Annotated in this window: 19 protein-coding genes; 9 read left to right on the top strand and 10 right to left on the bottom strand. The window is 40.4% G+C overall.

The window, feature by feature from the left end; translation table 11 throughout:
• Nucleotides 1–813, top strand: a complete 813-nt coding sequence (locus tag HG267_RS02615) for an ABC transporter ATP-binding protein (RefSeq protein WP_045870852.1) — start codon at nucleotides 1–3, stop codon at nucleotides 811–813.
• A 77-nt stretch (nucleotides 814–890) separates the two neighbouring features.
• Entirely contained in the window at nucleotides 891–1703 is an 813-nt protein-coding gene (locus HG267_RS02620; protein WP_045870851.1) for an ABC transporter permease, read from the top strand.
• A gap of 40 nt (nucleotides 1704–1743) precedes the next feature.
• Here HG267_RS02620 and HG267_RS02625 read toward each other — a convergent pair whose 3' ends face one another.
• Nucleotides 1744–3435, bottom strand: coding sequence for a serine/threonine-protein kinase (locus tag HG267_RS02625; RefSeq protein ID WP_045870850.1), 1692 nt, complete (start codon nucleotides 3433–3435; stop codon nucleotides 1744–1746).
• A 138-nt stretch (nucleotides 3436–3573) separates the two neighbouring features.
• Nucleotides 3574–4416 (bottom strand): alpha/beta fold hydrolase, encoded by an 843-nt coding sequence (locus HG267_RS02630; protein ID WP_045870982.1) that lies wholly within the window; start codon nucleotides 4414–4416, stop codon nucleotides 3574–3576.
• A 307-nt stretch (nucleotides 4417–4723) separates the two neighbouring features.
• Here HG267_RS02630 and HG267_RS02635 point away from each other — a divergent pair, with 307 nt between their 5' ends.
• Nucleotides 4724–4918, top strand: a complete 195-nt coding sequence (locus HG267_RS02635; protein ID WP_045870849.1) for a type II toxin-antitoxin system HicB family antitoxin — start codon at nucleotides 4724–4726, stop codon at nucleotides 4916–4918.
• A gap of 71 nt (nucleotides 4919–4989) precedes the next feature.
• On the opposite strand, the gene HG267_RS02640 is transcribed toward HG267_RS02635, so the two are convergent.
• From HG267_RS02640 to HG267_RS02650, 3 genes are read right to left on the bottom strand one after another with little or no spacing between them, the layout of a single operon-like run.
• A complete protein-coding gene (locus HG267_RS02640; protein WP_045870848.1) occupies nucleotides 4990–5841 on the bottom strand; it encodes a D-alanyl-D-alanine carboxypeptidase family protein in 852 nt (283 codons plus the stop codon).
• Between the two features lie 7 nt (nucleotides 5842–5848).
• Nucleotides 5849–6538, bottom strand: a complete 690-nt coding sequence (locus tag HG267_RS02645) for a hypothetical protein (protein ID WP_045870847.1) — start codon at nucleotides 6536–6538, stop codon at nucleotides 5849–5851.
• The gene (locus tag HG267_RS02650; protein WP_045870846.1) at nucleotides 6535–7668 is read right to left on the bottom strand and encodes an AAA family ATPase; all 1134 of its coding nucleotides are present in this window, start codon (nucleotides 7666–7668) and stop codon (nucleotides 6535–6537) included. Before HG267_RS02650 ends, HG267_RS02645 begins: the two co-directional genes overlap by 4 nt.
• Nucleotides 7669–7916: 248 nt before the next feature.
• Here HG267_RS02650 and mnmG point away from each other — a divergent pair, with 248 nt between their 5' ends.
• Both mnmG and HG267_RS02660 read left to right on the top strand, forming a co-directional pair.
• Entirely contained in the window at nucleotides 7917–9860 is a 1944-nt protein-coding gene (gene mnmG, locus HG267_RS02655) for a tRNA uridine-5-carboxymethylaminomethyl(34) synthesis enzyme MnmG (protein ID WP_045870845.1), read from the top strand.
• A gap of 209 nt (nucleotides 9861–10069) precedes the next feature.
• Entirely contained in the window at nucleotides 10070–11359 is a 1290-nt protein-coding gene (locus HG267_RS02660; RefSeq protein ID WP_045870844.1) for a hypothetical protein, read from the top strand.
• 943 nt (nucleotides 11360–12302) lie between these two features.
• On the opposite strand, the gene HG267_RS02665 is transcribed toward HG267_RS02660, so the two are convergent.
• The 3 genes from HG267_RS02665 to HG267_RS02675 form a co-directional block, all read right to left on the bottom strand.
• The gene (locus HG267_RS02665) at nucleotides 12303–13433 is read right to left on the bottom strand and encodes a BMP family ABC transporter substrate-binding protein (protein WP_045870981.1); all 1131 of its coding nucleotides are present in this window, start codon (nucleotides 13431–13433) and stop codon (nucleotides 12303–12305) included.
• Nucleotides 13434–13715: 282 nt separating this feature from the next.
• The gene (locus tag HG267_RS02670) at nucleotides 13716–14087 is read right to left on the bottom strand and encodes a sulfite exporter TauE/SafE family protein (RefSeq protein WP_045870843.1); all 372 of its coding nucleotides are present in this window, start codon (nucleotides 14085–14087) and stop codon (nucleotides 13716–13718) included.
• Between the two features lie 263 nt (nucleotides 14088–14350).
• Nucleotides 14351–15316, bottom strand: coding sequence for an acetamidase/formamidase family protein (locus tag HG267_RS02675; protein WP_045870980.1), 966 nt, complete (start codon nucleotides 15314–15316; stop codon nucleotides 14351–14353).
• Between the two features lie 685 nt (nucleotides 15317–16001).
• Here HG267_RS02675 and HG267_RS02680 point away from each other — a divergent pair.
• The 4 genes from HG267_RS02680 (at nucleotide 16002) to HG267_RS02695 (ending at nucleotide 20537) form a co-directional block, all read left to right on the top strand.
• Complete coding sequence (locus HG267_RS02680) at nucleotides 16002–16391, top strand: hypothetical protein (protein WP_045870842.1); 390 nt, start codon at nucleotides 16002–16004, stop codon at nucleotides 16389–16391.
• Nucleotides 16392–16684: 293 nt separating this feature from the next.
• Nucleotides 16685–17206 (top strand): Ycf51 family protein, encoded by a 522-nt coding sequence (locus HG267_RS02685; protein ID WP_045870841.1) that lies wholly within the window; start codon nucleotides 16685–16687, stop codon nucleotides 17204–17206.
• 959 nt (nucleotides 17207–18165) lie between these two features.
• Nucleotides 18166–19356 (top strand): iron-containing alcohol dehydrogenase family protein, encoded by a 1191-nt coding sequence (locus HG267_RS02690; RefSeq protein WP_045870839.1) that lies wholly within the window; start codon nucleotides 18166–18168, stop codon nucleotides 19354–19356.
• Nucleotides 19353–20537: an aspartate aminotransferase gene (locus HG267_RS02695; RefSeq protein WP_045870838.1), complete on the top strand. Its 1185-nt coding sequence runs from the start codon at nucleotides 19353–19355 to the stop codon at nucleotides 20535–20537. Before HG267_RS02690 ends, HG267_RS02695 begins: the two co-directional genes overlap by 4 nt.
• Nucleotides 20538–20862: 325 nt before the next feature.
• Here the strand turns inward: HG267_RS02695 and HG267_RS02700 are convergent, their stop codons facing one another.
• Nucleotides 20863–21318: a DUF2214 family protein gene (locus HG267_RS02700; RefSeq protein ID WP_045870837.1), complete on the bottom strand. Its 456-nt coding sequence runs from the start codon at nucleotides 21316–21318 to the stop codon at nucleotides 20863–20865.
• Between the two features lie 442 nt (nucleotides 21319–21760).
• Complete coding sequence (locus HG267_RS02705; protein WP_255325224.1) at nucleotides 21761–21892, bottom strand: hypothetical protein; 132 nt, start codon at nucleotides 21890–21892, stop codon at nucleotides 21761–21763.
• Between the last annotated feature and the right edge of the window lie 199 nt (nucleotides 21893–22091).

Raw genomic sequence — 22091 nt, forward strand, 5'->3', positions numbered from 1 at the left:
GTGGCAAATTTAGACTCGTTAATTGCAGCCGAAAATGTGCATATTAGCTACAACGATAGTAAGCAGAAATTTACAGCTGTACAAGATGTTAGCTTTAGTGTGAAATCAGGAGAAAAGTTTGCCATTATTGGCCCCTCTGGTTGTGGAAAGAGTACGCTGTTAAAAGCGATCGCAGGTTTTGTACCTGTCACTAGTGGCGAATTATTAATCGCAGGTAAGCGCATCACCACACCCAGTCCCGAGAGAATGATTGTTTTTCAAGACTTTGAACAGCTTTTACCTTGGCAAACTGTATTGCAAAATGTAGTTTATGCGTTGGAAACGACAAATAAAGCCAGAGGTAAAACCGCCATTGCTGAAGCTTGCAGATATCTGGAATTAGTGGGAGTTTCCGCAGCTAGGGATAAATATCCGCATCAACTCTCAGGTGGGATGAAACAACGAGTGGCGATCGCGCGCGCCTTGGCTGTTAAACCCCAAGTTTTGCTCATGGATGAACCATTTGCAGCACTCGATGCTTTAACCCGTACTCAACTGCAATATGAACTCAATAATATTTGGCACAGTACAGGGGTAACTTTGATTTTAATCACCCATTCCATAGAAGAAGCCATCTTCCTAGGACATCAAGTTGCAGTGATGACACCTGTACCCGGAACCGTGAAAGAAATTGTAGATACATCCCAAATAGAAGACATTAATAGCAATCAATTTACCGAAATTGCTACCTATTTACGCAGCTTACTCACAACTGATTCCTATTCGCCCCAGGAGGGGATGGGGAAGGGGACAAGGAGAATAAATAATTTTTGACTCTTGTACAGACGCGATTAATCGCGTCTCTCCAACTCAGCACTACCCCTTCCCCCTTCTCCATTTCCCCTTCCCCCATGAAATTGACACCTCGCACAGCCAAAAAATATACCTCTCTCATCACCAACCGCACCTTCAGACGTGTGGGAATTTTTTGCTTGCTGATTATACTTTGGCAAGTATATGTATCGGTTAGTCAAGTTCCCGCCTTACTGATTCCCACTCCCTTATCAGTATTACAAGTATTAATACAGGATTTGTTGAGTCAAAAATTACTGCAATCAACACTCAGTACCTTATCAATATTATGTACTGGGATGCTAGCGGGTGTAATTTTGGGTACAGGTTTAGCAGCTTTCGCCAAAGTTTCCCGCTTTGGTCAAGATTTACTCGTAGTGCTGAGTTCCATGTTCAACCCCTTACCTGCGATCGCAATTTTACCTCTAGTAATCATTTGGTTTGGGTTCACTCCCCTATCAATTATTGTCGTTACTGCCCATGCTACAACTTGGCCGATCGCTCTCAATACGGAAACAGGATTAAGCACCATTAATCCTACAGTCTTGATGGTGGGGAAAAACCTGGGACTCAAAGGGTTTCGATTGGTGCGAGAAATTATGCTCCCGGCTGCATTACCTCACATTTTAACGGGGTGGAAAACTGCTTGGGCCTTTGGCTGGCGCACTGTAATTGCGGCGGAGTTAGTCTTTGGTACAGGGGGAGCCGCTGGGGGTTTGGGATGGCATATTAACTATAGTCGTTATTTTCTGCAAACGGATCGTGTATTTGCTGGGTTAGTCGTAATTGCGAGTTTAGGTTTAGCTGTGAATTACCTTTTCCACTTAATTGAGTTGAGAACTGTGGATAAATGGGGAATGAAACACAGTTAACAATTCGGAGGATGCGTTAGCTTTTTGCTAACGCATTCTACTATAAATTATTCGGTATTGTCTTAAACTTCTGGGGCGAACCTAAAGAATAATCTTCTAATTTAAAATCAGCAAAAGGCTTCTTCTCTAATCTATTCCTCAAAGCTTCATCCAGAATTACACCATCTGATTTCTGCTTTACCCCAATAATAATAATACTTCTTTGATATGCAGTTAAATCTTGATTTACCTGACAATCACTGCGCTGAAATTGTCCCAAATTTAATAAGCGATAATTTTTAACAGTACCGCTAAATAATTTTTTCGCTAAAAGTTGGATTTGTTTAGAACGTTCTAAAGCCCTACTTTGTTCAGTGGCAACATCACCCTCGCAAGAAGCTGTACCTACAGAGATTATCTCTGTGGGATTTTCCATAATTCTCTGTATACCCTCTTGCTCTAAATTTAACTTTAAAACTTCTAGGCTAATAATACTATCGTTATATTTAATTTGAAAATTACTGCCTAACAACCACTTATATTCAACTGATAACACTGCAATATTAAATTCTGCTGCTCTCCCTTTACTATCCCTACCTTCCTCATAAGGAAAATAATCTACCTTCCCTTTTCGTTCCGGTGCTTGTCCATAATTAGGAATAAAATTCAGTTTTAAATTTCCTAGAATTAAAGCTAGCACCCACAGCAATCCCAAGGAAGCAATTAGTGCAGCAATTAATGCCAAAAGATGCGGTCTGGGTTTAGCTAATAAAGTTTTACTAGTTGGTGAATATGGCTGTTCAATTTGGACGTTATGCCCTAGATTTACTGTTGAATTTGCATTTATTTGTTTTTCAATTTCCTCTAAACGCTGTAAAATCTCTTGGGCATTGGCGGGACGCTTTTCTATCTCTGGTGACATCAACCAATCAATTAAATTTAACAGTAATGTTGAGATATGATTAGCACGATTGCGCCAGTGCAAAACATTATGCTGAATATCATACATATCTAAGGGATGGTATCCCGTCAATAAAAATACAAAGGTGCGTCCTAAAGCAAAAAAATCTGATTGCGGTACAGCTTCACCATGCAGTTGTTCTGGGGCGCTATAACCAGATGACATAATTGCATTTACACCAGTTAAAGACTTGGCTAATTCTTTAGCTGTGCCAAAATCAATTAAAAATAAATCTCCGCCATCTTCCTGAGTCTGGTTCTCTGGAGAATTACGAATCATAATATTACATGGCTTAATATCTCGATGCAGGTATTGTTTACCATGTAATACCACTAAAATTTCTAGCAACTGTTTCAACCAAGCTATAGCTTGTGTTTGAGATATAGGAACATTATCATGCTGTTTAAGCCATTGCTCTAAATTAATCCCGTTAATTTGTTCCATTACCAAGCAATGTAACAGCAAACCATCTCTGGTTTTATATTGAAAGTAGCCATCAACCTTCGGTATACCAGGATGATTTAATTGTCCCAATACAGCTACTTCTTGCTGAAATAATTCTACTATCTTCGGGTCAGCACCAAGATTTGCTTGTAGTACCTTAATGATTTTAGGTGTATCTTTTTCGTATGCTTCATAAACCTTACTAAAGCCAGAGTTATCGCATATCAGCCGCATTACCCGATAGCGTTCCAGCAAGTCCAACTGAGAACCACAATTTTGACAAAAGCGATATTCCTGCGGGCCTGATTGATGAGGTTGAGTACAAGCGGGATTAATACAAAGGCTCATGACTGGCTAGTAGGTAATATAAGGATAAAGGATGAAAAAAGAAAAATTAGAAATGACTTCCAGAGTTTTCTTCATCCTTCATATTTAATAATTACAGGTAACTTTGAGAGTTCCCGTCCAATGATTCTAAGATTTATCTCATTGCTGCTGTTTTAAGAAAGCTTCCACAGTTCGGTTAAATTCTTCTGGTTTTGTCAAGAATGGCCAATGATTACCAGGAACTTGGCAGAGACTTAAGTTTTTGAGATAGGTTTTGTAGGGTTTAAGTTGCCATTCTTGACGGTTGACACCTTTTTGTGGTTGCACAAACAGAGTTGGGAGATAAACAGGTTCTATTAACCCAGGTACGCGCATCACATCTTCAAAAATGCCATCGCGGGCAGCTATAGTAAATTTGCTACCCCAACTACCATCGGGTTTTTGTTCAACTCCGGCTTGAAAAACCTGCTGATGTAAGGAAGTCCAGCCTTGATACTGGCTTAACTGCTGCGCTTGCTTTTCAGCTTCCTCATAACTCACGAAGGGGCCCATACTTTTGAGAAAAGGTAACACACGGTACAAAAGTGGAAATGTCAACTTGAAGAAGTTGGGCATTTTCCAAATGAAAATCGGATCTACCAGAATCATGCTGCGTAGACGTTCTGGATGCTGTCTCGCCCAAATTGCAGCTAACTTACCTGTCCACGAATGACTAACAACATGGGCACTAGACCATCCTAAATGATCCATGAGTACTTCTAAATCCGCGATCGCACTCTCAAAAGAGTAATCTAATAGAGATTCCGGCTTGCTGCTTTCGCCATGACCGCGCATATCTGGCGCAACTATATGATAATCTGCTGCCAGATCATCCCCTAAGCTAGACCACACAAGGGCATGGTCACCTAGGCCGTGTAACAGTAGTAAGGGTATTTCACCTTGGTGCCATTCTAAGTAAGACAGTTGTAAGTCTGGCTGGGATAAGGTTTGACGTACAGGCATCATTACATATCTACCCATAGATAGAGCTTCGCGCTTATATGTTATCGCGAAAAGAAAAATGCCTGCACTTTTAGGCAAGGGAACAGGGAATAGGGAATAGGAAACAAGTACAGAGACTTTAGCCCTGTTAAGTAATGGTCTATGGATAATTGTCAGTTCAATCTTTTCCGATTAAATTAAGATTTGTGTCAACAAATTCTCAATTTTGGCTATATAACTTTATATTTTCAATTTGTGCAGTATCAAATGATCAATTTTTGTTTAATTTAACGAGATAAAATGTCAGGCAAAAGTGGTTATCTTAGATATGCGTTATAAAGTAAAGTTAAATAAAACTCATATAGGATATGCTATTTGGTGTCCTGCGTTACCAGGATGCTGGACTTTGGGAGAAACTGAAGAAGAGGCTTTAGAAAATATCAAACATGCAATTAAAGCCTATCTAGAAACTATGGATGAAGTAAATCAAAATGCTGAATTACGTTATGTAGAAGTGAGATGATTGTAATTGCTGCGTAGTTGCCTGATAGTATTGACCTTAATTCTTGACGCTTCACTCTGGATTTTTATTACTTAAATCGGCGTAATCCAATAGGTAATTCCCCTCACGACTTGTTTTTTAAATCCAAACACAGGTAATTCAGCTTCAGTTAAACCTAAATAAGTCCAATGAGGAATATCATTTTCTACGGTTTGGAACCAGCCATTTTGATTTAAAGCTTGTCTTTGCTTGGGATGAGAAACACGTAAATCTATAGCTAATCCCCACAGATGTTGTGATGATCCTGGCGGTGCAACTACTCCCAAGATAGCGGTTTCTTTACCTTGGCGGACTTTATCTAAAATTCTACTGTTAGCATATTTGTTCCAAAATCTTAAATTGGTGGTAAAAGTGCGAGTACAATCACCGCTACCATAACCTGATTTGAGGGGAATATTTTGTAACGTTCGTGCTTTATTAAAAGCTAATCCGGCTGATTGCTGTAAATAACAATCCTTAGTACCATTAACTTTCACCATTTCTAAAGTAGATTGAAATTCTTTGGTTTCTTGCTCATTGGCAAATAGAACCTTTGGCGGTAATTTGGTTTCTGCTTTTTGATTAATAAATGGCGCACCATATTTACGCAGCAATATATATTCAAAAGTTCCAGGTTGGGGAATTGTCGGTAATTTAATGGCAATTGTAGTTAAAAAACGCTGTTGCTCGTTTAGTTGAGGATCAGGCGTAAATGGCGTAATGGGAGTTTCTGAGGTTGTGGGGTCTGGTGTAATACATGGTGTGGAAATACTAGTTAAGCAACTGTTAAACTGTGCAGTATTAATCACTGTTTGGTGATGCACAATTCCATTACTGGCGGCTAAAATAAAAGTCAAAGCGAAAGTAATTATATATAAGGCTGATTTTCGTAATAGTGGTTGCATTAATAGGTTAATTGGATATCTTTAATCTAATAGTATTGCAAAACTCTATAAATGTTTGAAAACTTGGCAGATGTTGGTTTTGATCCTTAATTCTCTTTAATAATTGCTCGATATAGTATGGTTTTAACACATCTCCTGGGTTTTTCTTAGAGTAATTAATATTTTTTGCCTTAAATAATTCTTTTAAATAAGCTGCATGGAACTGAGCATGAGTATTAAAATCTGGATATTTATCCATTAACTCTGGACAGTTAACAGAGACATCATAATACCGAACAAAATCTAGTAAAGGTCTATCTTGCGGCTGTCTCGAGTAAATGTTTCGGTTTCCAAGAAACCATGTTTCAAAACATCTATTTTGGACTATTATTACAAGCTCAATATTTCCCAGTTTAATTTTCTCAGATGAGATAAACTCATAAATTTCATTTTGTATCTCCCCAACTGTATTTTCATCTGCATCTAAACATACTACAAGATAGTTATAATTTCCCTGGTCTTGAACATCTGCGATCGCATTAGGTAAATGCTCATAAATTATTGAAGGATAACCTTCTGCACTAAATAAATAGTAATTGTTTTTCTCAACTTCATCGTAATTTTTAACTTGTTTGAGTTCTGGTAAAAGATAAGCTAGCCAAGCAGGATAAACTTTTCTTTCTGTTCTTTTCCCCTCAACAAGAAAGTAAAGATTCATCTGACGGCTATTCCTTCCTTATAATCATCAAGATTAATCAGTTGCATAAATGCCTGATGTCTAGATTTACCAAGATTGAAGTCTTTAGCGTCTCTTGCTTTTACAATACCGCCTCTACGAGTTACGATTTTCCAGTGTTCCATGCCAATTTTATTAATTATATAAGGATGATGACTGGTGATAATAAATTGTAATTTCTTATTTTCTAATAAAAGTTCTGTGACAATATCAATACAATTAACTCCTAAACTATTTTCAAATTCATCAATTAAGATAACTGTGCCTTCAGCAGATAAATATAGTTCGCTAATATGCATCAATGTTCTGAACATACCTGAAGAAATTTGGTTTTGATTAATCCAATTTTTAACTTCTTTTTCTTTAATTTTAACAAAAGGATATTCTGTTAAAAGTGCAGGTAATTCCTCATATTCATCAGGCTCTAATTTTATATCTTCAACTTGAACGAAAATGTCTATAAACTTCTGTTTTATTTGATTAAAAACTTCAGGATAGTTATTATAAACTAATGCCAATTTAATCTGAATTGGTAAATCACTTTCTTGAATCTTATCTAAAGAGAGATTTGCATATTTTTTAGCTATAGGAACATATTTAATAAAATGAACTCCATCAACAGAACTTGACTGATCACTATATATTATTTTATCAAACTCATTCTTAACAGGTGCAATGTCTTCTTCTTCACTTAAGATATCTACTATACTTTGAAATGGCGATAGCTTAGGTAAAATTTTATCTTTAAATTTAATGTTTTTAGAATCTCTTTCTACAATTATCTGATCATCCTTCTTTAAAACTTCGTTAATAATTCTAAATTTATCTTTATTGTTTTCTTCACCTTTAATCATAATTCTAGCAACTTTCTTTGTTTCAAATTCACCACTCCAAGAATAACCAATAGAATCTTTAGTAGTAAACTCAACATTCCATTTAATTCCATTGAAGGAAGCACCTTGTGCTATATTTTGTAGAAAAACAATTGATTTCAGTATTTGAGTCTTGCCAACACCAGATATACCTACCAGAAGGGTTAAATCAGAAAAATAAATAGGTTCAAATTGCCACTCAAGCTCACGATCATAATAAGCGATCTGATTAATTTTCATATTGATAATTGATGCAGCGATGAAACTAAAATTAATTTTTCTCGTTTATTTTAACTTAAATCAAGCATAAGCTATTACAACATTACACAATACGATAGATTTGATAGACATTAAAATTAGCTCAAGCAAATTTTATTGATTGAGAAAATATAGTTATTCTCATAACAATTTACTACTAGTAGGACATCCATGAAATTACGGTATCAGTTAAAATTGAACATAACTCTCAGTTTGTTGACCTTGTAAGTATGACCATGCACAATTCCATTGAATTTCAAGACGCTTTTGATGTTATTGTCGTCGGTGCAGGTCACGCCGGTTGTGAAGCAGCCCTTGCTACTGCCCGCCTCGGTTGTCGCACTCTGCTGTTGACGCTGAATTTAGATAAAATTGCTTGGCAACCATGTAATCCCGCAGTAGGCGGCCCAGCTAAATCTCAATTAACCCATGAAGTTGATGCTTTGGGTGGAGAAATTGGCAAAATGGCCGATCGCACCTATTTGCAAAAGCGGATTCTCAATTCTTCACGCGGCCCGGCTGTGTGGGCTTTACGCGCGCAGACGGATAAGCGAGAATACGCAGCCGTGATGAAAGCAATTGTCGAGAATCAAGAGAACTTAATCATCCGTGAGGGGATGGCTACAGACTTGGTGTTAGGCGCTAATGATGAAGTGGTTGGCGTTGAAACTTACTTCGGTGTGGCGTTCCAATGTAAAGCTGTGATATTGACTACTGGTACTTTCTTAGGTGGTCGGATTTGGGTGGGTAACAAATCGATGGCGGCGGGACGTGCTGGGGAATTTGCGGCTGAGGGCTTAACACAAACTTTAAATAAACTAGGATTTGAAACTGGCAGACTCAAGACTGGTACGCCAGCAAGGGTAGATAAGCGATCGGTAGACTACAGTAAAATGACTCTCCAGCCTGGGGATGAAGAGGTGCGCTGGTTTAGCTTTGACCCGGAAGTTTGGGTAGAACGGGAACAAATGCCTTGTTATATTACCCGCACCACACCAGAAACTCATCGCTTAATTCAAGAGAATTTGCACCTCTCCCCTGTTTATGGTGGTTGGGTAGAAGCGAAGGGGCCCCGCTATTGTCCCAGTATTGAAGATAAAATCGTGCGCTTTGCTGATAAGGAAAGCCATCAAATATTTATTGAACCCGAAGGTAGAGACATTCCCGAACTATATATTCAGGGGTTTTCCACAGGGTTACCAGAAAATCTGCAAATCCAAATGCTGCGGAGTCTCCCCGGTTTAGAAAACTGTGCGATGCTGCGTCCGGCTTATGCGGTGGAATATGACTATTTACCTGCAACGCAGTGTTATCCCACACTAATGACCAAGAAAATTGAGGGACTCTTTTGTGCAGGACAGATTAACGGTACCACCGGTTATGAAGAAGCCGCAGCCCAAGGCTTTGTCGCAGGTGTAAACGCCGCCAGATTTGCACGCGATCGCGAAATGATTGTCTTCCCCCGTGAGCAAAGTTACATAGGAACTTTAGTAGATGACCTTTGTACCAAAGATTTACGTGAACCTTACCGTATGCTCACTAGTCGTTCAGAGTACCGTTTAATACTACGCTCTGATAACGCCGACCAGCGATTAACACCCTTGGGTAGAGAAATTGGCTTAATAGACGATCGCCGTTGGGATATGTTTACCCGCAAACAAGCCCAAATCATTGCCGAAAAAGAACGGCTACACGCCACCCGCGTCAAAGAACATGATGAAATTGGCAAAGCGATCGCAGCTGATACCCAACAAGCAATTAAAGGTTCAATCACCCTCGCTGACTTACTCCGCCGTCCGGGATTCCATTACGTCAAGCTCGAACAATATGGACTAGGTAACACGGAACTCAACCAATTTGAGAAAGAAGGGGCAGAAATTGACATTAAATATGCTGGCTACCTAGCGCGACAACAAAATCAGATTGACCAAATTGCCCGTCAAGCACACCGCCAACTGCCTGCTGATTTAGATTATTCAACAATTGATACATTGTCTAAAGAAGCGCGGGAAAAGTTAAGTAAAGTAAAACCGCTCACCATCGGTCAAGCGGCACGGATTGGGGGCGTGAACCCAGCAGATATTAATGCTTTATTAATATATCTAGAATTACGCAAAACAAAGAGCCAGTCAGAGTTTCCAGCATTGGTTTCAAAAAAACTTCATGAAGCTTGAGTATAGTAGTAGGGAAGAGATTGGTATGATAGATGACATGAATTAAGAACTGGCATCATCAGCAGTCTCTAGATTGTCAGTTGAATTTAATACCAGCAAGCAATCAGCCTGTCTAATATAGACAGGAGGTTGGATATTTAACCAAAATCTCTATCCCCAGGCAGTAGAGGCGGCTTCTCCCCGCCCTCGCAGCTACCATCACAAAGCCTATGTTAAAAGAAGCCAGCACCCGTTTCATTATTCCGGAAGCGTCAGATGAGTTAATCTCCAATGAACCTTGGACGATTGAAGTTTATGCTGATGGCTTGATGGATGAACTATTTGCCGATATCGACAATGTTCTGGATTATAGCGGTAGTTTTCCTACCCAAACTGTGAATGTACAATATATTCCTGTACAGACAGTAAGAATGCCAGAGATTGTCTTACCAGATGATCTACACCAAAATATCCAGGGAGTGTCTCAAATTAGAGACAACCCAGTGAGAAAGACTGTAATTGAAAATGCTCCTCGCAAAGCAGTTACCCGCAAAATTAAAAAAAGCAGAAAGCCTTTTGCTACCTTGCTGATTGTCGGCACAACAATTGTTGGTGTAGCGATCGCGGGGATTCTGTTTTTGCTCAACTCCAAAGCCTTCACCTTCCCGGTTGTCCCCAACTTAGCTACCAATCTTCAGATTGCACCCCGTGCTGTACCGCAAAAAGTTGATGTGCAAGCTGAGTTAGTTGACTATATGCTAGGTGCATTATCAGTCATCGATCAGCAAGAGAACAGAAACAATCAAAGCTACGCCACCCCAGGAATTGCTAATCCCAAACCAGCAGCTGTAGCAGTAGCTAATGATGCCAGAAATGTGGTCTTACCACAGCCTTTGACAGCGAATAATACACCACCAGCACCAGTCCGTTCAACAAACGTTGTTGAGCGCATATATATCCCCGTTTATCAAGCGCCTTCCCCAATGCGCTATACACCACCACTGCTGCCAGGTATTCCCAAAACCATATCATCAGTAGGTGCTGCATCTCGGCTCAATCCGGTGAAAAAAGCCTTAAATTCGCCTCGCAAACCAGCCAAGCCGGTGAGCGTTAATATGTATGCTGCTGCTGTGCGTCCAGATCTCAAAGCTGTGGGTGTACGAACTGCACCACTTGTCGTCAAGCAATCATCAAATTTACTACCAACATTACCAGTAGCATCATTCCGCGTTGCACCACCACAATTGCCCACAGCTACAGCACCCGCATCTGCTGCATCCCAGCACCAAGTTGTAGCCACAGTTCCAGAAGTTTATGCTCCGACTCAAACTTTAGAAGGAATACTAGAGTTAGGCAACAAATCTGCGGCTTTGTTCAAAATCGACGGTGTCAGCCACCGCGTTGTTGTTGGTGAAAGCATCGGCTCCAGTGGTTGGACACTAGTAGATGTGAATAATGGTGAAGCGATCGTGCGGCGTAATGGCGAAGTACGTTCAATTTATACAGGACAAAGCTTGTAAAACCTGTCAATCCTGTAAAACATTTATTCTTATCCTCAGACATGAGGTTAATAGTTGACAAAAATCTAGGACTGAAAAATTGACCGAAACATATGAATTACCATAGGTAGGGCTAATGCCTTACCTACTTAGTTTTGGGCCTGTACCATCGAACCACAAAGTAACGAGCAAAACTTGTGGTACTTAGGCATCAGCCAATAATTTGGTTACTTATATTCACTCATTTATTTTTGCCAGAATATATAAACTCTGACTTATTTGACTAATAATACAGTAAATACCCTGATTTGGATAGTAGGGGTCTAACACCTCATTAACTATGCTCAGTTAGGGAAATCAGTATTACTCTCTAGGGTGGAGAGTGAGAAGGTTCTTGTCAGAGTGTTACAAAATTATTTTGCGTAAATCTGCGGTTAACAGACAAGACGCTTGGGTTAAGCTCATTAGCGATTGATTTGTCACTTTTATTAAAGAAGCCAGCATAATTGGGGGATTCTCCCCCAAACCCCCGATTGGGTGACGGTTGCGTCCCCCAAACCCCCTCCAAAATTATTGTTCGGTTTTTGGTTGAGTAATACCATTTCTCTTAATTCAGGCTACAGATAATTCTCCCCCTGCTCCCTGCTCCCTGCCCCCCTACTGCCTATGTGTAGCGATATTTTGGAGAATTGTATAATACAATTTTAAAAAAGAATGTGGCAGATTGTAGGGGCACGCATTGCCGTGCCCTCTAAAATATATTGATGTGTCGCAAACATGATTTGAATTGGTATAACTAGTTTTTTGGTTTTGTTATCAATTAATTTTCTTAACTGAACTGTATTTTGGTTAAAAGAATGCACCAAAGAATTGGGTGATTCAACTATAGAAGCGAAGATGATGGGGTTCTTCTCCCTTTGCTCTTCTAACTACACAGCGATAGTATATTTTCTAGTTGGAGTCCTTAAGGAATTGACCCTTCAATTCCCTGAACATACCAATCCATTTTCTCTTGTAGTTGATCGTCAAGCGCTTTACCTTTGGGTACGCGTACAACTCCCTTTTGGTCTTTGATTGGGCCATCAAAAGGATGGGCTGTACCTTGAATAAACTGTTCGCGCTTGGCGTTGACTAATTGCTGAACATCGCTAGGAATCGCCTGATTCATAGGGGAAATATCTACCATACCTTGAGCAATACCACTCCAAGTCTGTTGTGGCTTCCAGGTATTATTCATCACAGCTAAGGCTGTATCTATATAAAATTTTCCCCATTTATTAATTGCTGATGTTAGGTGTGCTTTCGCACCAAAGCTGCTCATGTCACTGTTGTAACCAAAAGCATAAATACCTTTGGCTGCGGCTAATTGCATAGCAGCAGTCGAGTCAGTATGCTGTGTCAGTACATCTGCACCTAAATTAATCAAAGCTTGGGCTGTTTCCCTTTCTTTCGCAGGGTGATACCAATTTTGCACCCATAACACTCTCACTTTTGCTTGGGGATTAGTGGTTCGCAATCCTAGCGTAAATGCATTTATCCCGCGAATGACTTCAGGAATAGGGTATGCGCCAATAAAACCAATGATATTTGATTTGGTCATTTTGCCGGCAATCATACCGGTTAAGTAGCGAGGTTCTTCAAAGCGTCCGGAGTAAGTGCCGACATTGGCAGCCAGTTGAGAACCTGTACAATGCTCAAAGATGACTTGGGGAAATTCCTTAGCTACTTTCATTGTGGCGTTCATGTAGCTTAAGGAAGTTGTAAAAATTAATTTGCTACCATCTACTGCTAACTGGCGAATTACCCTTTCTGCATCAGCTTCACTGACATTTTCAATAAAAGTAGTTTTCACCTTATCCTGAAGATTCGCTTCCATTTCTCTACGACCTAAATCGTGAGCATAAGTCCAGCCAAAATCGCCTACAGGCCCTAAATAAACAAACCCCACCTTTAGCGGTTCGTTGACTACTACAGGTGAGGCTGTTGGGGTGACATCGCTTTGCAATTGGGAATTTCTTCTACCTTGAATACAGCTAGTCAAGGCAAAGCTAGACCCCGCTAAAGTTACATATTTGAGAAAATTCCGACGATCCATTGTAGGTAATTGAAATTCAACCAAAGTTAAAGGCAGCCAGATTAGTGGTCTACCTACAGGCATTCAAGAATCAACAGTCAAGAGTTATCTAAATTACAGATAACGATATAAGCAGCCTAGCACCGTGATTTACTGATGATAGCAATTACCTAGCCAAGTATGCGATCGCGCTTCCTATATTAATCGGTAATGGGTCATGGGTCAGATTTTTTTTTGCAATTACCAATTCCCAATTCCCAATTCCCAAATTCAGACAAAATAACTAACAACTTGGTATATTCTTCAGTTATTCCATAAATAGCGAGCGCCTAAAAGTAGTAAAAAGATACCATACAACTTCTTCATTGTCTCGCTACTAATAAAAGGCTGATTGGCAAACAATGCCCCAAATAAATTGCCGATTACTAAACCGACTGCAATAATCACAGCATATTTAATATTTAGTTGACCATTGCGATAGTAAACTGCTGCTCCTAAAATCCCAATTGGTAAAATTTGTGCAGCAATGGAAGTACCTGTGGCAAATTTTTGATCCAATCCTATCAGTAATACCATTGCTGGTACCATAATTGCCCCACCACCAATTCCAAACATCCCGCCAGCAATGCCAGCAACTAAACCAATTAGCAACATTTGAATGAGAATATTAGACATAATCAATGGTCTTTGAATTTTAATTGCAATCTGTTAGTTTTCATTGGTAAGCAATTTTTCTGGCACTGCTCACCATTTGATATTTCTGGGTTTTGGACAAATATTAGACAATATCTATACCAATACTTGTCAGTTAAGGGCAAAAGGGGAAGGGGAAAAGGGGCAAGAAAAAAACTTTAACCCTTCCCCTTTCACCTTTTCCCCAAGCTAAATTCCAAGTTGAAAATCCTTAACCGAGCAGTATTGATATCTATGCTACTTATTTACCAATTGATTTTATGAGAAAAAATTGCTTTCGGTAGCATTCCATGCACGCCTTTTTGAGGGCTGTTGACAACTTGGGTAATGCGAAAATTCACGGCTAAACTACATAATACATACGCTTCTTCGGGCGACAAATTTGTAAAGCGCTCCAAGAAATCAATCATATTTTTCAAGGCTAATTCTAAGGCGGCATCTAAGGTTTCACCAAAACCCATTGTGATGATATCAGTAAGAGTTTCTGCGATTGGTGTTGTGAAATGCAAATCTTTACGTAAAGTGAGCTTAATTTTACCGTTCATCGAAGTTTCAATAGCAGTAACATTAACTTCACCATCTCCCTGGGCAGCATGACCATCACCAATAGAAAATAAAGCACCTGGAACAAAAATTGGCAAAAATATCCGAGAATCTGCTTGTAGTTCCCGGTTATCAATATTACCGCCGTAATAGCCTGGTGGAATAGAAATTCGAGATGTTTCGGGAGTTGCAACACCAAGGATACCAAAAAAGGGTTTGAGAGGAATTTTGATGCCGCTATTTGTAGGAAATTCTGCAATCTTGTTTTCTAAATCGAGGGGAATAAATCTTAAAGCAGGCTGAGGAAAGATTTCGGGTAAAGCGCCCCAACCTTGACGAATGGCGTTGAAGCCTACAGGTAAACTGGGTGCGATCGCAGTTAATTCTACTTCCAAAACATCCCCAGGTTCTGCATCGCGCACATAAATCGGCCCAGTGAGTAAATGCGGCCCGCCAGCAATTTTGCGTTCCGGCGCTAAATTTTGGCAAATATCAAGAAATTCTGGTGTGAGAAACTCAGGTGGCGCTTTGTCGGACACATAATAACCACTGTAAGTTTCTACCTCAATCGTGTCACCTGAATTAATAGTGATTGCTGGTGCTAGTAAATGAGAAAAACCACCGAGATGTACTGTATCTTTGGTTGCTTTTAAAATGTGATGTGTCATCTGAGCATCATTGATATTGAAAAAATCTTGGCAACACATCAATTCTCTGTAGAGACGCGAAGCTTTACGCCTCTACACAGCTGTTGCTTGAGTTATTGTCAAAATTGCTTATTTTTAAGAATAGAGGTAAAACTTAAAAGCTAAACTGGGTTTCACCGCAATACTTGTCGTTTAAGGGGAAAAGGGAAAGAAAAAACCTTTAACCCTTCACCTTTAACCTTTTCCCCAAAACCTATTTTGAGTTCAAAACGCTATCCCTTGTAGTATTGGGTTTCACCCTGCTAGGCTACAACCCCTAATAGGCGATCGCATCATAGGGATTGAGGAATTCACAATCATAATGATTTCATCCTTTGCCTTTGTTATTTTCCTGTGTATTACTGATTCTCTATCTTCATAAATAAATCTCCAAATAAAATAGGATTCCTATATATCAAAACTTACATATTTTCCGTGTATACACCGCAGTCACTTATAACTTGTTTTTAATAATATAAACATATTCACGTCTGTGAGTGTGGCTAATTAAAGTTAGTCACTGTTGCTGATTGTTGGGAAGGTGTAAGGACAACCCTTCTGGGGGTTTTCCTGCATGACGGGCATCTCCAAGAGATGCCCTTTTTTATGTATGTTCTTACTCATCAAATTATCAAGAATATATCATTAAAAAACTCAGGATTTTTCCATGAAATCATGCTCTTCAGAGTGGGGAATTTTCACATCTTCTCTGGGTTTATTAACGCTCAGTTATGTCATATCTATGCCTGCTAAAGCGGCGATTGTTTGTGAAACTGGTACTATTAATAATTACTCTAATGGTTCATTGGCAACTTGTATTCTGAGCCACGATATAAATTTACAAATCTCCAATTCTCGCACAGGCGGATCAAATTTTTCTTGTAAAGCCAAAAGTTACATCTTTTTTGATGAAAAAGGACAGTTAAAAAGTTGCCAGCTTGCAGAGGAAATAAAAATTATTCAAGGTAATTTGGTAGAAACTTGCCCAGCAGAATACAGGGTAGATATTGCAATTGCTCAGGATGGTAGTTTAGCAATTGATTGTCAGCGTTATTAATAAGCTGTTACGCATTCAAATTGTATATTTTGCACTCAGGTTGTCAAAAGTCAAGAGTCCAGAGTCAAAGGCTAGCTTGGACTTTGGACTCTTGACCCTTGACAGTCCTAACGCCAGAATATTTGATTTATGTGCGTATCAGCTTAGAAAAATTCATCTCATAACTTATCAGACTAGCAAACAATCTCAAATTAGCATGATTAACCATTGAGAACTCAGCAAGTTGATGGTGTAAGCACTCGGTAGAATGGTTTTGTCTGTAATCAAAAATTCATGCCTCCGTAGCCAAGCTTATGCTCACAACAGCTGATTTTCTTCAATATACCCAATGGTCAGGGATTGCCACGTTGGTATTTGCTGCCTTAGCAGTCCTGAGTTTTATTTTCAAATGGGGTATCCGCTTTCGGCTGGTGGGTACAACTGGCTTTATGCTAGTGGTCACAGCTGGTTTATTTGCACTTTCATTAGTACCTTTAAGTCGGACTGTGATTCCTGGTGCAGTCCGCTACTCTCTGGTTTATGACAATGGTTCCACACAAGCCGTAATTGCCATCACACCCCAAATTACCACCTCAGAATTAGATGCAACTTTGCGTCAAGCGGCTAGTAATCTCTATTCTTATGGACGTTTAGGCACTAAGGTTGACAGTCAGATGACGATTCGTGCCCGGACTTTGACCCACCCAGAACCAGGGTTAACTGTACCTGTATACTTGGGTCAGGTGAAGCGATCGCTAGTTAGTCGCGATGACTCTAATATCACTGTGGAACTTTACCCAGAAAAATTTGCTCAGTTGCCAAAGCCTACAGCTTAGAAATGTTGGCAATACCAGATCAAGTCTAACAAAAAGCATTTTTTAGGCTTCAAGTTCCATTTCAATCTTGGCAATACATTAATCATCTTGAGGGGCACAAAACTTTGCGCCCCTATTCATGTAGCGATCGCATTCTCTGTTTCCTAAATTGTCTGGGATTGTGTTGTTTACACTAGTTAAGCAATCAATATTCTCCCACCCAAAGATTGATATTTTTGATGTAGGGCAAGGTTTTTGCAGAAATATTTAGCTTGATTGAGTAAGTATATTCTTGTAAACAAAAGTCATCTTTTCGGTTATCAGGAAAACATAGTTTTTTTTGTATTTCAGTATACAATAATGATTTTTTTTAGTTTAAGATATTAACTTAGCAATTCCAGTAATTAGAAAAAGTTAATCAACCTGTCGGCAATCGGTGGTGGTGGGAGGAAAAATTATAGGACTTACCCAAGTGCCACATTTTTTTCGTTTAGGCTGTCCAGAGTCCAGAGTCAAAAGTCCAAAAAACTTGAATTTTTGACCCTTGAACGCCACTTGCTCTACTTGGGGAAACCCCAAGACCGCAGTGGCTCCCCTTGACTGTTGACTCTTAAACCAGAAGATTAGTGTACCAGTTGCGTAAGTCCTGAAAATTATTGGCTGTTCCTCAAAGCCCAAACCCGAATGCCCAAAGACTTTTCCTCAGTATCTGGGAGTGGTATTGTTAATTAACTATACGGTTATTCAAAACTTTGATAGTTCGGAATTTCAGGATAATGGGCAATATAGAATTAAGCCAGACTGTCAAACTGCTTCACCAGTTGGCAATCAGCTTAGTTGATGTCATTCCCCAATTTTATTAGTTGAGTCATCAGAATTGCTGATAGTGGCAAACAGCTTAACTTATAACTATCCGGCATCATCATCTATTTGCACTTTTAAGTTGTTAAGAAATATCAAGGTTTTGGCAAACTAGTTATATGCCCAATCAAATTTCTACTCAGACCTTGTCTACTCAAACACCTAGTTCATTATTGACGCTGGCGATCGCGCCAGCAAAAGTAATTCGTGGTTCCAGCATATTGCAGACGGCATCAGCAGAGATTGCGCGTTTGGGGAGTCGTCCCTTAATTGTGGCGGGAAAGCAAACTCTGGCGATTACTAAAGAGAGTTTGCAGCCAATTTTAGAACAGCAAAAATTAGATATCGCTGCAGCTGACTATGGTGCAGATTGCTGTGAAGCTAGCTTGCAATCTTTGCGGAAAGCAGCAAAAGCACATAAAGCTGATTTGATTATCGGTGTTGGTGGTGGTAAAGCACTGGATACAGCGAAGTTAGTAGCCCATCAGTTGCAATTACCAGTAGTGACAATTCCCACCTCTGCGGCTACCTGTGCAGCTTGGTCTGCCCTGTCGAATGTGTATTCTGAGGATGGGGCGTTTCTTTATGATGTGGCGCTATCTCGCTGTCCCGATTTGTTAATCCTGGATTACGACTTGATTCAAACCGCACCACAGCATACCTTAGTAGCGGGAATTGGAGATGCGATCGCCAAGTGGTACGAAGCGTCAGTTAGTAGTGGACATTCCCAACAAACTTTAATTATTGGTGCTGTGCAACAAGCACGAGTTTTGCGCGATATTTTATTGCAAAAGTCAGTCGCCGCCTTGCAAGCGCCAGGTAGTGAAGATTGGCAAGCAGTCGTAGATGCTTCAGTATTGATGGCTGGGGTAGTTGGTGGACTAGGAGGCGCACAATGCCGTACTGTTGCTGCCCATGCAGTGCATAATGGTTTAACTCACATTGCGGGACATAGCAGTATTCACGGTGAAAAAGTTGCCTATGGCATCTTAGTACAACTACGTTTAGAAGAAATGGTACAAGGCAATCAACTAGCAGCCACATCCAGACAACAGCTAGTGAAATTCTATGCAGAGATTGGATTGCCACAAAAATTGAGTGATTTGGGATTGGGCAACATTACCCTAGCTGAACTGCAAACTGCTGCGGAAATCGCCCTCAATCCAAATTCCGATATCCATCGACTACCGTTTAAAGTAGCGCTGGAACAGTTAATGGCGGCGATGGTTTCTACCACTGCACCAGTAGATAGTCGAGATGCGACAAATCGCGTCTCAGTCAGGGGTATCAGTGACGAGGTTGAGCAATGAGTTTGGATTGGATTGTCCCAGCAGAACGTATACAGAAACTACCACCTTATGTATTTGCTCGTCTAGATGAGCTAAAAGCAAAGGCGAGGGAACAAGGGTTAGATTTGATTGATTTGGGCATGGGAAACCCAGATGGCCCGACACCGCAACCGGTGGTAGAAGCGGCAATGGCAGCTTTGCAAAATCCCGCCAATCATGGCTATCCGCCATTTGAAGGGACTGCAAATTTCCGTCGTGCCATTACCAATTGGTACAATCGCCGTTACGGTGTCACTCTCGATCCCGATAGTGAAGCTTTGCCCCTCCTGGGTTCCAAAGAAGGATTAGCTCATTTAGCGATCGCCTACATCAACCCTGGTGATATCGTTCTGGTACCATCTCCTGCTTATCCCGCCCATTTTCGCGGCCCGGTAATCGCTGGCGGGCAAGTTTATAGCTTGATTCTCAAGCCAGAAAACGACTGGTTAATTGATTTAGGGGCAATTCCCGATGAAGTGGCACAAAAAGCCAAAATCCTCTATTTCAACTATCCCAGCAATCCCACCGCCGCCACCGCACCTCGGGAATTTTTTGAAGAAATCGTTGCCTTTGCGAGGAAACATGAAATTCTTTTAGTGCATGATTTGTGTTATGCCGAGTTAGCATTTGATGGTTATCAACCCACTAGCTTATTAGAAATTCCCGGCGCAAAAGAAATTGGTGTAGAGTTTCACACCTTATCCAAAACCTACAATATGGCAGGTTGGCGTGTTGGGTTTGTGGTGGGGAATCGCCATGTCATCCAAGGTTTGCGGACTTTAAAAACCAATTTGGACTATGGGATTTTTGCTGCCTTACAAACAGCCGCAGAAACCGCCTTGCAACTGCCAGATGTATATTTGCATGAAGTCCAGCAACGCTACCGCACTCGTCGCGATTTCCTGATTGAAGGATTAGGCAAGTTAGGTTGGGATATTCCCAAAACTAAAGCCACAATGTATCTCTGGGTGAAATGTCCTGTAGGCGTTGGTTCTACAGATTTTGCCCTAGATGTCTTGCAACAAACCGGCGTTGTCGTCACTCCCGGTAATGCCTTTGGCGTTGCTGGCGAAGGATATGTCAGGATAAGTTTAATTGCAGATTGCGATCGCTTGGGCGAAGTTCTGCACAGATTTAAACAAGCTGGTATCCATTATCAGTAATAGACCTCTTGCATGAATCTTTGCCCTCACCCTAAATCCCTCTCCCAAGCATGGGAGAGGGACTTTGATATCGGCTCCCCTTCTCCCAATTTCGGGAGAAGGGGCTCTCGGATGAGGGTAAGTTTTGTATTCGTGCAAGAAGTCTAATGAGTGCTGAGTTGCAGAGACGCGCTAACCCTGTCTGTAGAAGAGTGTTGAGTGCTAAATTACCAATACAGACAATACCTTCGCCAACAGTTTTACTAAATTAGCGAAGGTATTGATTTAATAAATAGACTAGTCCTGATCCTTTCCCCTTTCTCCCTTTCCCTTTTCCCCTAGTTGCTTAAAACACCCCAATTCCTCTAGCCATAACAGCCGCTAGCAAAGGAATTAAGGTAAACCCGAATAATTCTCCTCTAATCATCCAAGAAATTCGCTGCACTTTTGCTAATTCCAAACTCGGTGTTTTGCCATTGCGTAAATCTTTAATCCAAGACAAAAAAGAGAAGGTGGGATATAAAGACAGCAAACTTACCAAGATAAAAATGCTCACCTTCAGATAGAAAACCGAGTTGCTGAGATAGTAATCGGTTCCTTTGCCAAAGTAGATGACTCGCAAAATACCTGTAATAAGAATAACTGTAGCAGATAAGCCATAAACCGCATCAGCCATAACAACTTTCCAGGCTGCTTGTAAGCTGAAATCCTGCTTCAAAAATTGGCTTTCGACAACCAAAGCCCCAAAAGCCAGCATTAACCCTAAGTAATGTAAATACGCCGTGATAGAACTAACCCACATAGTTTTTTAGCCGTTCTTGCTCAATTTTAACTGCAACAAAACATAGCAAAGCTGGAAGTTTCAATGGGTAATCAACGCCACGTTATCTATCCTGGCTTGCTTGTAAGATAATTTTTGCCATGTTATTTAATATAGCTAATTAACTATATAACTATTTTACTTAGAGGCGATCGCCAATTATAGTGGTTCTGAATTGCATAGAATACATACCATTCGTAGGGACACAGCACCCAAAAACTTTCGCTGAAGCAGATATCTGAATCTACGCCTTGCCCCTTGTGTAACTCACCAAATTACCACTATGCAGATAAAAATAACCCCCTTGGATTTTCAAGGGGGGTTTGATTTGGTTCATATTTCTTCAGAGAAAAGAAGCGTATAATTAGGTTCGGTATAAGGCGTTCTGTATATATGCCCATAGTAGCAACTGTAAATGTCGATGTCAGGGCGATCGCTGATTCTTCAAGTTAACTTCACAAGAACTGAATAATCTACTGATTTTCACTCTCAGGGCGATCGCTATTTTACGAGAAAACAGGGACGGAAAATGCCCATGATCCTTTATTGCTGCCAAAATCGCATCTCATACTAATCCGCATTCGGTGATGTAATTTCCAATTGTCGTAGGGGCGGGGTCTCCCCATACGTGTCAACTTCAGCTAAAAGCTATATGGGGCGGGCGTTGTACAAATACCTCGCGCCCTCATCCCCTAACCCCTTCTCCCCCAGGAGAAGGAGAACTAAATCTCTTGCTCCCTTCTCCCTGCGGGAGA

This window comes from Tolypothrix sp. PCC 7601, from assembly GCF_025677855.1.
Lineage (GTDB): Bacteria > Cyanobacteriota > Cyanobacteriia > Cyanobacteriales > Nostocaceae > Aulosira > Aulosira diplosiphon.